Origin of the sequence: Tsukamurella sp. DT100, assembly GCF_049844855.1 — a bacterium.
In the GTDB taxonomy this organism is placed as follows: domain Bacteria; phylum Actinomycetota; class Actinomycetes; order Mycobacteriales; family Mycobacteriaceae; genus Tsukamurella.
Genome location: NZ_JBNCLV010000001.1, coordinates 663,643 through 676,750 on the forward strand (window position 1 = coordinate 663,643; position 13,108 = coordinate 676,750).

General features: G+C 71.3%; 12 protein-coding genes. 2 read left to right on the plus strand and 10 right to left on the minus strand.

The window, feature by feature from the left end; genetic code table 11:
* Nucleotides 1–31 precede the first annotated feature (31 nt).
* The 9 genes from ACLQ3K_RS03260 to ACLQ3K_RS03300 form a co-directional block, all read right to left on the minus strand.
* Nucleotides 32–1,048 carry a Gfo/Idh/MocA family protein gene (locus tag ACLQ3K_RS03260; RefSeq protein ID WP_224646787.1) on the minus strand — a complete coding sequence of 339 codons (1,017 nt, stop codon included), beginning with the start codon at nucleotides 1,046–1,048 and terminating at the stop codon, nucleotides 32–34.
* On the minus strand, nucleotides 1,045–2,046 hold the full coding sequence (gene iolG, locus ACLQ3K_RS03265) for an inositol 2-dehydrogenase (RefSeq protein WP_224646785.1): 1,002 nt from the start codon (nucleotides 2,044–2,046) through the stop codon (nucleotides 1,045–1,047). The genes ACLQ3K_RS03260 and iolG overlap by 4 nt, the downstream gene beginning before the upstream one ends.
* Nucleotides 2,043–2,993 (minus strand): sugar phosphate isomerase/epimerase family protein, encoded by a 951-nt coding sequence (locus ACLQ3K_RS03270; RefSeq protein WP_425996927.1) that lies wholly within the window; start codon nucleotides 2,991–2,993, stop codon nucleotides 2,043–2,045. Before ACLQ3K_RS03270 ends, iolG begins: the two co-directional genes overlap by 4 nt.
* Before the next feature lies 1 nt (nucleotide 2,994).
* The gene (locus tag ACLQ3K_RS03275; protein ID WP_425996929.1) at nucleotides 2,995–4,170 is read right to left on the minus strand and encodes a Gfo/Idh/MocA family protein; all 1,176 of its coding nucleotides are present in this window, start codon (nucleotides 4,168–4,170) and stop codon (nucleotides 2,995–2,997) included.
* Between the two features lie 27 nt (nucleotides 4,171–4,197).
* Nucleotides 4,198–5,355 carry a Gfo/Idh/MocA family protein gene (locus ACLQ3K_RS03280; protein WP_425996931.1) on the minus strand — a complete coding sequence of 386 codons (1,158 nt, stop codon included), beginning with the start codon at nucleotides 5,353–5,355 and terminating at the stop codon, nucleotides 4,198–4,200.
* Nucleotides 5,356–5,359: 4 nt separating this feature from the next.
* The gene (locus ACLQ3K_RS03285; protein ID WP_425996933.1) at nucleotides 5,360–6,172 is read right to left on the minus strand and encodes an ATP-binding cassette domain-containing protein; all 813 of its coding nucleotides are present in this window, start codon (nucleotides 6,170–6,172) and stop codon (nucleotides 5,360–5,362) included.
* A 4-nt stretch (nucleotides 6,173–6,176) separates the two neighbouring features.
* On the minus strand, nucleotides 6,177–7,235 hold the full coding sequence (locus ACLQ3K_RS03290; RefSeq protein ID WP_425996935.1) for an ABC transporter permease: 1,059 nt from the start codon (nucleotides 7,233–7,235) through the stop codon (nucleotides 6,177–6,179).
* Nucleotides 7,235–8,257 (minus strand): substrate-binding domain-containing protein, encoded by a 1,023-nt coding sequence (locus ACLQ3K_RS03295; protein ID WP_224646777.1) that lies wholly within the window; start codon nucleotides 8,255–8,257, stop codon nucleotides 7,235–7,237. Before ACLQ3K_RS03295 ends, ACLQ3K_RS03290 begins: the two co-directional genes overlap by 1 nt.
* Nucleotides 8,258–8,376: 119 nt before the next feature.
* A complete protein-coding gene (locus tag ACLQ3K_RS03300) occupies nucleotides 8,377–9,396 on the minus strand; it encodes a LacI family DNA-binding transcriptional regulator (RefSeq protein ID WP_224646775.1) in 1,020 nt (339 codons plus the stop codon).
* 110 nt (nucleotides 9,397–9,506) lie between these two features.
* On the opposite strand from ACLQ3K_RS03300, the gene ACLQ3K_RS03305 reads away from it, so the two are divergent.
* Both ACLQ3K_RS03305 and ACLQ3K_RS03310 read left to right on the plus strand, forming a co-directional pair.
* Complete coding sequence (locus ACLQ3K_RS03305; protein ID WP_425996938.1) at nucleotides 9,507–10,721, plus strand: Gfo/Idh/MocA family protein; 1,215 nt, start codon at nucleotides 9,507–9,509, stop codon at nucleotides 10,719–10,721.
* Nucleotides 10,722–10,756: 35 nt separating this feature from the next.
* Complete coding sequence (locus tag ACLQ3K_RS03310; protein WP_425996940.1) at nucleotides 10,757–11,785, plus strand: sugar phosphate isomerase/epimerase family protein; 1,029 nt, start codon at nucleotides 10,757–10,759, stop codon at nucleotides 11,783–11,785.
* A gap of 47 nt (nucleotides 11,786–11,832) precedes the next feature.
* Here the strand turns inward: ACLQ3K_RS03310 and ACLQ3K_RS03315 are convergent, their stop codons facing one another.
* A complete protein-coding gene (locus tag ACLQ3K_RS03315) occupies nucleotides 11,833–13,008 on the minus strand; it encodes a Gfo/Idh/MocA family protein (protein ID WP_425996942.1) in 1,176 nt (391 codons plus the stop codon).
* Between the last annotated feature and the right edge of the window lie 100 nt (nucleotides 13,009–13,108).

Genomic DNA, 13,108 nt, shown 5'->3' on the forward strand with positions numbered 1-13,108 from the left:
GGCACCGTCGGGCGGGTGGTATCGGAGGCGGCTACAGGACTATCGTGACGCCCTCCGCGGCGGACCGCCGCGCGGCGGCGAGGGCACGGGCCTGCGCGATCGCGTCGTTCCGGCCGAAGGCCGGCTCCGCCCCGCCGGCGAAGGCGGCGCTCGCCGCCTCGAACTCGATCCGGTAGGCGTCCTCGTTGTCGGGCCCGGGTGGCGTCAGGCCGAAGGCGCCGCCCGGATCCGCCGGCAACCGCTCCGCCCGTTCCCCGCGGATCAGCTCGACGGCGCCGAACCGGCACAGCCACGGATCGTCGACGACGATCCGTCCCTCCGTACCGACGAGCTCGAGCTGGTCGCGCCGGTCCAGGTCCAGTCCGACGTCGATCAGCCCGAGGACGCCGCCCTCCAGTTCGAGGACCGCGGAGGCACGCAGATCGTGGCCCGCGCCGGTACCGGCCGGATCCGCGACCCGCACGGCGCGCACCGTCGCCGGTTCGCCGCCGAACAGCCGCACCGCGCTGACGCAGTACCCGCCGAGGTCCGCCAACGCGCCGCCGCCGAGATCGGTCGTGCGCCGGATGTCGCCGGCGGGGGCGCTCACGCTGAGCGCGGCGCGGACGAGCGCGAGCTCACCGATCGCGCCCTCCGCGAGCAGTCGACGGACCAGCAGCGTCTGCGGGTGCAGCCGCCACATGAAGCCCTCGATCGCGTGCCGCCCCGCGCGCTCCGCGGCGTCGAAGACGGCCGTCGCTTCGTCCGGGTCCAGGGTGAGCGGCTTCTCGCACAGCACGTGCTTTCCCGCCTCCAGCGCCCGGATCGCCCACTCACCGTGGAGCGTGATCGGCAGCGGCACGTAGACCGCGTCGATGCCGCTGTCGGCGAGCAGCTCCTCGTAACTCCCGTACGCGGCGGGCGATCCCACCTCGGCCGCGTAGGCGGCGGCGCGCCCCGTGTCACGACCCGCGACGGCGGCGAGCTCGGCGCCGCCAGCGGCGGCGATCGCGCGGGCGGCGACGCGACCGATCCCCGAGGTGGCGAGTAGGCCCCAACGCACCGTCACGCCCGGACCTCGACCACGGCTCCGGTGCGGAGGGACTCGGCGGCGGCGTCGGCGAGCACCAGGGCCGCGCGGCCGTCGACGAACCCGGGCGATGCCGCGCCGCCGGTCTCCGTCATCGTCACGAAGGCGTCGAGCTCGGCGCGATAGGCCGGGGTGTACCGATCCAGGAAGAAGTTCAGGACCGGCCCCGCGGCGCCGGTGTGAGCCGCGCCCGAGAAGGCCACCGACGTCGCGTGCTGGTTGGCGGCGGTGAGCGAACCCAACGCGCCGAAGGCCTCGAGCCGCTGGTCGTAACCGTAGGCGCAGCGCCGGGAGTTGGTGATGGTCGCCAGCTGCCCGCCGGCGCCGCGCAGCACGACCATGGCGCCGTCGATGTCGCCGGCCGCGCGGATCTCCGCGGAGACCAGGTTCGATCCCAGCGCCGACACCGCCACCACCTCGCCGAGGAAGAACCGGGCGAGATCGAGATCGTGGATCATCATGTCCCGGAACAACCCGCCCGAAGAAGCGACGTAGTCCGCCGGCGGCGGCGCGGGATCGCGGCTGACGATGGTCAGCTGCTCCAGCGGGCCGATCTCGCCCGCGTCGACGCGACGGCGGACCTCGGCGAAGGAGGAGTCGAACCGGCGGTTGAAGCCGAGCATCACCCTGTCGGTGAGGTCGCCCAGATCGGCGCGGCAGGCGTCGACCCGGGCGATGTCGAGGTCGATGGGCTTCTCACACAGCACGGTCCGTCCCGTTCGCACGGCGCGGGTGAGCAGATCGACGTGCGTCGGCGTCGGCGAGGCGACCACGACGGCGTCCACGTCACGGGCCTCGAGGACCTCCTCGACGTCGGTCGTCCATGCGGCGCCGAAGCGCTCGCCGACCTCCGACGCCGCCGCCTCGATCGGGTCGAAGACCCATGCCAGCTCGGCGCGCTCGCTCACCGCGACCGAATCGGCGTGCACGCGCCCGATCCGGCCGCAACCCAGCACCGCGATCCTGATCCTGCTCACCGCACCTCCTCCAGGTTCTGCGCGGCGCGCAGCGTCTCGACGGCCAGGGCGACGGATTCGTGCTGGCCGAGCGTGTAGTCCTCGTTCTCGATGGACAGCGGGCCGTCGTACCCGGCGTGCCGGAGCGCGGCGATGAACCGCACCCAGAAGTCGACCCCGTCCGGGTGGCCGGTGCCGACCGCGACGTAGTTCCACGCCCGCTCGCCGGTGCGCGGATTCGGGACGGTCTCGAGCCGCGAGGCGACCGCCGCCCGGTCCTCGATGCGGGTGTCCTTGGCGTGCACGTGATGGATCGCGCCGTCCAGGGCGCGGATCGCGGCGAGCGGGTCGGCGCCCATCCAGATGAGGTGGCTGGGGTGGAAGTTCGCGCCCACGACATCACCCACGGTGGCGCGCAGCCGCAGGAGACCGGGCACGTTGTAGACGAGCTGGTTGGCGTGCATCTCGACGGCGATCCGTACGCCGCGAGCGCGAGCCTCGTCCGCGATCGGCCCCCACCAGTCGATGGCCCGTTCCCACTGGTAATCCAGGAGTTCCAGGTTCTCGGGCGGCCAGACCGTCGTGATCCACGGGGGCACGGTATCGCCCGGATAGCCGGGAAGGCCGGACATGGTGACGACCGTGCCGATCTCGAACTCCTCCGCGAGCCGCAGCGCGCCGCGCAGGACCGCGGCGTCGCGCTCCCCGTGCCGGGGATGGAGCGGATTCCCGGCGGCGTTGAAGGCCTCGAGCCGCAGCCCGCGCGATCCGATGTCCCGGGCCAGCGCGGCCCGGGCGGCACCGTCGTCCAGCAGTTCCGCCAGATCGGCGTGCGGGGCGGGCGACCACCCGCCGTGCACACCGCCCAGGCCGATCTCGACGGTCTCGACGCCGAGGTCCACGGCCGTGTCGAGGGCCTCGGCGCGGGTGAGCTCGGAGAGGCTGTCGGTGAGCAGTCCGATCTGCACGTCAGCCCTCGATCCCGGACGCCGCAGGCACCGTCAGACCGAACAGCCCACGACGACGGACGAAGGAGTCGTCGGGCACGCCGATCTCCGCGAGACCGGCGACCCCGGAGGTGAACAGAGCGCCGTCGAGTGGCAGCGGCACTGTCGCGCCGAGGGCGCCCGACGCGTACGCGGCCACGGTGATCTCGAGGATGTGCCGGGCCGTCGCGGCATCGACGGCGGGCGCACGGCCGCCGCCGATCGCATCGGCGAAGTCGAGCACCGTGTCGCGCATCGACGCGGCGATGAGGGACTCCAGTTCGGCGCCCGCCGGGAGGTCGACGGTGCGCGTCCCGGACTCCGTGGTGACGGTGAGGGATTCGAACGGCGCCCACGGCATCGTCCCGTCCGCGCGGTAGTGCGCGACGGCGCGGCCCCGGTCCCCCTCGACCGCGACACCGCCCTGGCCCATGCCCCACGCGATGTTCACCATCGCGACGCGGCGGCCGGCCTCGAGGCGGCACAATGCGATTCCGTCGACGGCGTCGCCGTCGCTCGCGCTGTCCACGAACGCGGAGACCCGCTCCGCGCGGGCGCCGAGGAGGGCCTCGGCGAGATACACCCCGTGCAGCATGTCGACCAGGACGCCCCCGCCCGCCTGCGCGGGATCGTGCCGCCACGTGGGCCGATAGCCCGCCGCGCCCGGCAGGTCCAGGACACCCAGCATGTCGACGCGCGCCGTGCGGATCTCGCCGAGCTCGCCCGAGTCGATGATCGCCTTGAGCGCCACCACCTCCGGGAAGAACAGGTAGTTGGCGACCACGGCGAGGACGGTTCCCGCCTCCTCGGCCGCGACGCGCATGGCCTCGGCGTCCGCGGGGACGGCGGCGATCGGCTTCTCGCACAGCACGTGCTTGCCGGCGCGGGCCGCGGCGCTCGCGACGTCGCGATGCAGGTGCTGCGGGGTGCACAGGTCGAGCGCGTCGACGTCGTCGCGCGCCAGCAGGTCGGCGACGTCCGCATGTACCTGCTCCGGCGTGAGCCCGGCCGCGACGCGCCCCAGCTCGAGCCGTTCCGGTGTCGGATCGGCGATGCCGACGATGCGGAACCGGTCGTCCGCGGCGAGGTAGGCGGGGATGTGGAAACCCAGGGCGATGTTGCCGCAGCCCACGAGGGCCACGCGGATCGGCTCGGTCATGCGGTGCTCGATTCGGGTCGGTGGTGGTCAGGTGTCGACGGAGACGGGGCGACCGGCCTCGTCGGACCGGACGGCGGCCTCGACGACGGCGAGGGTGCGGACGCCGTCGGCGACGTCGGGGAGATCAACCAGGTACGGAACGGGGTCCTCGCCCAACGCATCGGCGACCAGCGCACGGGCGAAGTCGCGGTAGAGGTTCGCGAACGCGAGCGCGTAGCCGTCCGGGTGCCCTGCGGTGAACCGGGACGCGGCGATCGCTGCCGGTGTCGCCCCGGGGCTGGCCATGGTGAGCAGACGATCGGGCTCGCCGTCCGCACGCCACCACAGCGTCTCCGGGGTGTCGTGGTCCCAGGCCACGCTGCCGCGGTCGCCGTAGACGGTGACCGCGACGCCGTGCGTGGCCCCGGCGGCCTGGGACGTGCTCCAGCAGCGGCCGCGGGCACCGCCCTCGAATCCGAGGCCGAGGTAGGCGTTGTCGAAGGCCACGTGCTCGGGGGCGACCCGTGCGAGGTCCGCGGCGACCGTCGTGATCCGCCTGCCGGCGACGAACTCCGAGAGGTGCAGCGCGTGCGTGCCGAGATCGGCGATCAGCGCGGTCACGCCGCCCTCCGTGCCGTCCACGCGCCACGAGCCGGGCGGTGTGTTCGCCGCGTACATCCCGCCCGCGAACCTGCTCTCGACCAGGGTGATCCGCCCGAGGTCGCCCCGAGCGACCATCTCCCGGGCCTGCCGGACCATGGGATAGCCGCTGTAGCAGTGCGTCAGCATGAGCCGCCGGCCCGACTCCGCGACCGCCGCCGCGACCCGGCGGGCGTCGGCGGCGGTATCGGTGAGCGGCTTCTCGCAGATCACGTGGAAACCGGCTTCGAGGAGGTCGCAGGCGATCTCGGCGTGGCTCGACGGCCGGGTCGCCACGATCACGGCGTCGACGGGGTCCGCCCGCGCGGCCTCCCCCGCGATGAGGGCGCGGTGATCGGCGTAGGTGCGGTCCGGTGGCACGAGCCACGACCGCCCGGTGGCCGCGTTGGTCTCCGGATTCCGGGAGAAGGCTCCCGCGACGAGGTCCCACAGCCCGTCGGCGCGGAGCGCGATGGCGTGGGTCTCGCCGATGTAGCTGCCGATCCCGCCGCCGACCATCGCGACCCGAAGCCGGCGCCCGAAGCGTTCGAAGAGGGTCGCCGCCACCGGATCACCTGCGCAGTTCGTGGCTGAGGGTCTCGAGCTCGTCGCCGCCCGCCATCTGCGAGGTCAGCTCCTCGAGGCTGATCTCGTCGTACGTGCAGTCGAGCTTCTGCCGGCCGCGGTTGAGCAGCACGAAATGGTCGCCCACCATGTACGCGTGGTGCGGGTTGTGGGTGATGAAAACGACGCCGAAGCCCTGGTCCCGGGCCGCGGTGATGTACCGCAGCACCATGCCGGACTGCTTGACGCCCAGCGCGGCCGTCGGCTCGTCGAGGATGAGCACGCGCGCCCCGAAGTAGATCGCCCGGGCGATGGCGACGCATTGCCGCTGGCCGCCCGACAAGGAGCTGATCGGGGCGTCCACGTCCGGGAGGTCGATGCCCATCTTGAACAGCTCCTCCTTCGTCGTGGCGCGCATGGTCTGCACGTCGAGGCTCTTGAGGAAGCCCGAGCGCAGCTCCTGCCCGAGGAAGAAGTTGCGCCACACCGGCATCAGCCCCACGACGGCGAGGTCCTGGTAGACGGTGGCGACGCCCTTCTCGAGCGCGTCCTTGGGCGAGTCGAGGGTGATGACCTCGCCGTCGACGAGGACCTCGCCCTCGCTGGGCTTGTGCAGCCCCGCCATCGTCTTGATCAGCGTCGACTTGCCCGCGCCGTTGTCGCCGAGCACGCAGGTGACCTCGCCGGGGAACACGCGGAGGTTGATCCCCTGGAGCGCGATGATGTTGCCGTACTGCTTGCCGACGTCCTTGAACTCGATCAGCGCGACCTTGTCGTCGCCGGTCTCGGGCGTCTCGGCCTGGATATCGTCCGTGGTCATCGGGTCACCTCTTCGCGGCGAAGTTGCGGAATGCGTTGTTGGCGATCACGGCGAACAGCAGCATGATGCCGAGGAAGAACTTGAACCAGTCGGGGTTCCAGCCGGCGTAGACGATGCACTGGTTGACCATGCCGAAGATGAAGGCGCCGATCATGGCCCCGACCGCGGTGCCGTAGCCGCCCGTGAGGAGGCAGCCGCCGATGACGGCGCCGATGATGTACAGGAACTCGTTGCCGACACCCTGCCCGGACTGGACGGTGTCGTAGGCGTACAGCAGGTGCTGGCCGACGAACCAGGCGCAGAAGGCCACGAACATGAACAGGCCGATCTTGACCTTGGTGACGGGAACGCCCACGGCGCGTGCGGAATCCTGGTTGCCGCCGACGGCGAAGATCCAGTTGCCGACGCGGGTGCGCATGAGGACGTACGTGGCTACCGCGGTGAACAGGATCCACCACAGGACCGTCACCTTGAGGCCGACGCCGAAGATGTGGATCGTCGAGGAGAAGACGGCCTGCGCCGACGGGAAGCCCTCCATGTCCGCGATCGTGGGGGTGGCGACCTGACCGGTGACCATCTTGGTGACCGCGAGGTTGATGCCGGTGAGCATGAGGAACGTGGCCAGCGTGATGAGGAAGCTGGGGATCTTGGTGCGCATCACCATGTAGCCGTTGAAGGCGCCTACCGTGAGCGACAGCCCCAGGGCGAGCAGGGATCCCACCCACGTGTTCAGGTGCAGGTTGTAGGCGAGCATCGACGCCGCGAGCGAGGAGAAGGTCACGGCCACACCGGTCGACAGGTCGAACTCGCCGCCGATCATGAGCACGGCGACGCCGCAGGCCATGATGCCGATCGTCGAACTGGCGTACAGCACGGTGGCGAAGGCCTCCGGGCTGCGGAAGGGCGGCGCCACGATCAGGAAGAAGATCAGGATCGCGATCGCGCCGATCAGCGCGCCCATCTCGGGGCGCAGGATCAACCGCTGCAGGGGCTTCTGCTTCTTGACGCGCTCGTCGGTGACGGGCGTGTGCGTGCTGAGGTCGAGGGCCTCGTCGGTGGTCATCAGCGGGTACCGCCCTTGGCGAGCTCGGCGACCTTGTCGACGTTGGTCTTGTCGATGAACGCCGGACCGGTGAACACGGCCTGGCCGCCGCCGATGGTGTTGCCGTTGATGATCTGCAGCCAGAGCGAGTCGATGGCGAGGTAGCCCTGGAGGTAGGGCTGCTGGTCGACGGCCCACGCGACCTTCCCGTTCTGGATCGCGCCGACCAGTGCCGCGTTGGTGTCGAAGGTGACGATGCGGGGTTTGCTCGCGGAGCCCTCCAGGGCCTTGCTCGCCGTCAGCGCGAACGGCGCACCCAGAGCCACGACGGTGTCGATGCTCGGATCCTGCTGCAGCTTGGCGTTGACCTTGGACTGCACATCGGTCATGTCCTCGCCGTTGACGTTGAGGTTCTCGACGGTGCCGCCCGCAAGGCCGGTCCGGACCCCCGCGCACCGCGACTCGAGCTGGACCTGGCCCTGCTGCTGGATGATGCAGATGGCCTTCTTCGCGCCCTCCTTGGAGAGGCGCTCGCCCACCGCGACGCCCGCGGTGGTCTCGTCCTGGCCGAAGTACTGCTGGATCCCCATGCGCGCGTAGTCGTTGTAGCCGGCGTTGAACGCGGAGACCGGGATCCCCGCCTTCTGCGCGTTCTGCACCACGGCCTGGAAGGCATTGGGTGTGGACAGCGTGAGCGCGATCCCGTCGACCTTGCTGTCGATCGCGGCCTGCACCAGGTTCGCCTGGTTGGGCGCCTGCGGGTCGTTGGAGTACCGGAGGGTGACGTTGTCCTTCTTCGCCGCCATCTCCGCGCCCTTGCGGATGAGATCCCAGAAGGTGTCGCCGGGCTGCTGGTGCGTGACCATGGCGATGGTCAGGCGCTTCGTGCCCGCCGAGCCGACGCCGGCACCACCGTCCCCGGTGTCCCGCGGAGCGCCGCCCGTGCTCGAGCAACCCACCACCGTGATGAGCGCCGCCGTGCCGGCCGCGGTCGCGGCGAGCAGGGTACGGAGCCTTCGCGGCCGCTGCGTGGTCTTCTTCATGCTGTGTCCCTTCGACCTCACCGAGTGAGACGACCCACTCGCTGAGCTGAATGTAGTACAGATCATAGCGCTTGCCTAGTGTTTGTTCAGACATACGCACATTGCCGCGATCTTGTGGCTCAACTGGGTGCTCCCGTGGTCCCCCGGACGACCAGTCGCGGTGCGAGAACATCCCTCTCGCTGTCGCGCGCCGACGACGATGCGCCGCCGTCCGCCCCCATCCGGTCGCGCAGGAGCGCACCCGCCCGGTTCCCCACGTCGAAGCTGCGGTCGTCGACCGTCGTCAGCCCCACCAACCGGGTCGACGCCAGCGAAGTGTCGTCGTAGCCGACGACGGAGAGATCGCGCGGAACGTCCCGCCCGTGTTCGCGCGCCGCTCCGAGCACGCCGACGGCCATCACGTCGTTCGCCGCGAACACCGCGGTGACCCCGGGATCGGCGGCGAACAGCTCGGCGGCGGCGCGGAACCCGGCCTCGTCCGACGCCTCGCCGCGCCAGGAGGCGTCCACCACGGTCGCGCCGAGGCGCGAGGCCTCGACGGAGAACGCCGCGCGCCGCACCTCACCCGCGCCGCCGCCGGCGCACACCTGACCGAGGGTGCGATGCCCCAGTTCGACGAGGTGCCGGGCGGCGAGGCGCGCCCCCTCGGCGTCGTCGTTGGCGACCGCGTCGAACCGCGCGTCGTGCGCCGCCCGCGTGCCCGCGACCACGACCGGCGGCAGCGCGGCACCGTCTCGGGCCAGCAGCGATTGCGGTGGATCCATGCCGAGCACGAGCCCGTCGACCCGCATGGCGAGCATGGACTCGACCGGATCCTCAGCCTGATCCGCGGTCGCGACGTCCACGACCGCCAGCCGGTAGCCGGCCGGGCCGAGCGCGGCGTGCAGGCCGCGCACGAGGTCGACGAACCACAGGTTCGTGTAGTCGTCGATCAGCACCCCGACGGTGCGCGTGCGCCGCGCGGCGAGGTTCGCCGCCGCCCGGCTGGGGCGGTACCCGAGGTCCGCGATCGCCTCCTCCACCGCCCGGCGAGACGCCTCGCCGACCCGCGGGGATCCCTGCAGGACCAGTGATACCAGGGATTTCGACACCCCCGCCCGCCTCGCGACGTCGTAGATCGTCGGTCGCTTACCTTCCATGCGCCACCCTCTTGACAGGACATACGAACATTGCTCATGCTTGTTGGAGCGCTCCAATTCACATCGACACTAGGTCGAGATGGAGCGCACAGCAACCTGAAGGAGGGAACATGAGCGGGAACAGCATCGGCGTCGCCGTGATCGGCGCCGGCATGGCGGGCAAGGCGCACGCCGCGGGCTATCGAGCCGCCACCGCCGTCTACGGCCCCGGACTGCCGGACGTGCGGCTGGTCTCCATCGCCGACGCGTACGAGCCGCTGGCGCACGACACCGCCCGTCGGTTCGGCTTCGTGCGGCACGACACCTCCTGGCAGGCGATCGTCGCCGCCGACGACATCGACGTGGTGAGCGTCGTCGTGGCCAACGCGCTGCACCGCGAGATCGTCGAATCCCTTCTGGCCGCGGGCAAGCACGTGCTCTGCGAGAAGCCGCTGTCCGACACCATCGACGACGCGCGCGCCATGGTGTCCGCCGCGGACACGGCGGCCGAGCGCGGCGTCCTGGGCCGGATCGGCCTCACCTACCTCCGCTCCCCCGGGATCGCCCTGCTCGGCGACCTGGTGCGCAGCGGCCGCCTCGGCCGGCTCATCAACTTCGACGGCGCGTACTGGACCGACTACGCCTGCGACCCCGACGGTCCCATCAGTTGGCGCTTCAAGGGCCCCGCGGGTTCGGGCGCGCTCGCCGACGTCGGCAGCCACCTCACCTACATCGCCGAGCTCTTCGGCGGCCCCGTCGCCACCGTGCGCGGCGCGACGCTGCACACCGCGTTCCCGACGCGGCCGAAGCCGTTGGGCCGCGTGATCGGTCACGAGCACGGCGCCGTCAGCGACGAGCGCGACACCGTCGAGAACGACGACGTGGCGGGCTTCTTCGTCGACTTCGCCGGCGGCGGGACCGGGGCGCTGCAGGTCTCCCGCGTCGCCGCGGGGCACCCCAACACCCTGAAGTTCGAGGTCTTCTGCGAGCGCGGATCGGCGGCGTTCGACTTCCGCAACCCGGGCCGGGTCCAGGTCCTGTTCACCGACGAGGGCCATGCGCTCGGCGGCCCGCGCACGGTGACGCTCGGCCCCGACCACCCGTACTGGCGAGGCGGCCTCGCGATGGACGCGCCCGGCGTGGGGATCGGCCAGAACGACGGCTTCGTCTTCCAGGCCCGCGCGATGCTCGAGGAGGTCGCGGGCCTACCTGTGGACGAATCGCTGCCGCGGAACGCCGACTTCGTCGACGGGCTGCACAACATGGAACTCATCGACGCCGTCGCCCGATCCGCCGTGGCGGGTGGCACGCCGGTCGACGTGCCGTCCCTCCTCCCCCAGTCCTGATCACCCCAGTCCCGACCAACTCCGACGGAGCCTCCATGAAACTCGGTCTGTACAACGCCATCTACCACGACCGCCCCCTGCCCGACGCGCTCCGCGCCATCGCCGCGGTGGGCCTCACCGGAATCGAGCTCAACACCGGTGGCTTCCTGCCGCCGGTGCACGTGCCGAACATCGCCGACATACTCGTCAGCGACACGGCCCGCGACGACTACCTCGGGATCTTCGAAGGCACCGGCGTCGCCATCGCCGGCCTCAACTGCAACGGCAACCCGCTGCATCCGAACCGCGCGATCGGCGGCAAGCACGCCGACGACGTCCGCCGCTCGATCCGGCTCGCGGCCCGCCTGGGCCAGGACCGCGTCGTCACCATGTCGGGCCTGCCCGGCGGTGACCCCGGTGCACTGCACCAGAACTGGGTGGTCAACGCCTGGAACTCCGCCGCGCTCGACGTCCTGGACCACCAGTGGGAGATCGCCACCGACTTCTGGCGCGAGACCGACCGCATCGCCCGCGACCACGGCGTCAAGGTCGCGCTCGAGCTGCACCCGCAGAACATCGTCTTCAACAGCGCGACCGTGCACGAGCTGGTCGAGCGCACCGGCTCGACACACCTCGGCGTGGAGCTCGACGCCTCGCACCTGTTCTGGCAGCAGATGGACCCGGTGGCGGTGGTCCGGCACCTCGGCGAACTGGTGGTGCACGCCGCAGCCAAGGACGTCCGCATCAACCCGGAGTACGCGGCGCTGAACGGGGTTCTGGACAACTCGTTCCGCCGCCTGGGCCCCGACGAGGCCCGCACCAACCTCGGCGGCGACGAGTGGGCCAACGAGTGGCCGACGGAGTCCGCCTGGGACTTCGTCGCGCTGGGCAAGGGCCACGACGTCGCGTACTGGACCGAGTTCCTGCGCGCCCTGCACGACGTGGATCCGGACATGCTCGTCAACATCGAGCACGAGGACACCGAGCTGGGACGGGAGGAGGGCGTCGCCGTCGCGGCGGAGGTCCTGCTCGCCGCCGACGCCGCCCTGGCCGAGTCCCTGCTCGCGGAGTCCGCAAGCGCGTGACGGACGACGGTGCCGGCGGTCCGCCGGCACCGTCGCCGCGCGCGGGTTCACGCGAGCGTCACCCAGCGCCCCTCGTCGACCGAGCGGGTCATGGCGTCCAGCGCTCGGGCGCTGCGCACGGCGTCCAGGGCCGTCGCACCCTCCGGGACGCCGGTGACGATGGAACGCAGGAAGTGCTGGGCCTCGATCACCTTGAGGTCGTCGTAACCCATGGGATTCGCCGCGCCGGGCTGGAAGGCGGCGTAGTCGCCGCTACCGGGCCCGACGTGCACCGTCGACACCGGCTGGTCCTGGAAGGAATCGCCGAGCGACGCCTCGAGTTCGCCCATGCGCCGGTAGTCCCAGCGCACCATGCCGGACGTGCCGTGGATCTCGAAGCCGTAGGAGTTCTGCTCCCCCACCGCGACCCGGCTCGCCTCGAGAACGCAGCGCGCCCCGGACGTCAGGCGCAGTTGCGCCGACAGGTAGTCCTCGTTCTCGACGGGGCCCCGCGCGCCCGAGGTGGCGAGCTGGTGTCCCGACGTGGCACCCGTCGGCTCCGACCGCTCGGGGATGAAGATCGCGGTGTCGGCGACCAGCGCGTCGATGTCGCCGAGCAGGTAGGAGACCAGGTCCACGCCGTGCGAGCCGAGGTCGCCGAGGACGCCGTTGCCGCCGCGGTCCCGCTGGTAGCGCCACGTGAGGGCACCGTCGGGATGGGCGGCGTAGTCGCTGAACAACCGGAACCGGGCGTGCGTGACGGTGCCGAGCCGGCCGTCGGCGACCATGGCCCGGGCCGCCTGCACCGCGGGGGCGTTGCGGTAGTTGAAGCCGACGGCAGTGCGGCGATCATTGCGAGCGGCGGCCTCCGCGACCGCGGCCGCGTCGGCCTCGGTCAGGCCCACGGGCTTCTCGATCCACAGATGCTTGCCGGCGTCGAGCACCGCGACGCCGATCTCGCGGTGGAGGAAGTTGGGCACCGTCACCGAGACGGCGTCGATCGACGGATCGCCGAGGACGTCGCGCCAGTCGGTGTACGCGGAGGCCGCCCCGAACCGGGCGGCGAAGGCCTCCGCGCGCCCGGGGACGTCGTCCGCCACCGCGGCCAGGACGGGCACCGCGACGCCGTCCGGGTAGTGGTGCGGCACACGGGCGTACGCCTGCGCGTGCACCCGGCCCATCCAGCCCATGCCGATCACGGCCACCCGCACCGGGGTCGGATCCTGCTGCGTACCGTCGTGCATCGTGTGCCACCTCCGTCGTTTCCAGCCGTGCGAACGGTTTCAGGATGCCACACGCTCGATAGTCATGTCATGACATTCTTTCAATCTTGTCGAATTACTT

What these genes read in the sequence shown, in the direction of transcription:
- ACLQ3K_RS03275 (WP_425996929.1), bottom strand. Translation starts at nt 4,170, where the DNA reads ATGACCGAGCCGATCCGCGTGGCCCTCGTGGGCTGCGGCAACATCGCC.
- ACLQ3K_RS03285 (WP_425996933.1), bottom strand. Translation starts at nt 6,172, where the DNA reads ATGACCACGGACGATATCCAGGCCGAGACGCCCGAGACCGGCGACGAC.
- ACLQ3K_RS03290 (WP_425996935.1), bottom strand. Translation starts at nt 7,235, where the DNA reads ATGACCACCGACGAGGCCCTCGACCTCAGCACGCACACGCCCGTCACC.
- ACLQ3K_RS03295 (WP_224646777.1), bottom strand. Translation starts at nt 8,257, where the DNA reads ATGAAGAAGACCACGCAGCGGCCGCGAAGGCTCCGTACCCTGCTCGCC.
- ACLQ3K_RS03300 (WP_224646775.1), bottom strand. Translation starts at nt 9,396, where the DNA reads ATGGAAGGTAAGCGACCGACGATCTACGACGTCGCGAGGCGGGCGGGG.
- ACLQ3K_RS03305 (WP_425996938.1), top strand. Translation starts at nt 9,507, where the DNA reads ATGAGCGGGAACAGCATCGGCGTCGCCGTGATCGGCGCCGGCATGGCG.
- ACLQ3K_RS03310 (WP_425996940.1), top strand. Translation starts at nt 10,757, where the DNA reads ATGAAACTCGGTCTGTACAACGCCATCTACCACGACCGCCCCCTGCCC.
- ACLQ3K_RS03315 (WP_425996942.1), bottom strand. Translation starts at nt 13,008, where the DNA reads ATGCACGACGGTACGCAGCAGGATCCGACCCCGGTGCGGGTGGCCGTG.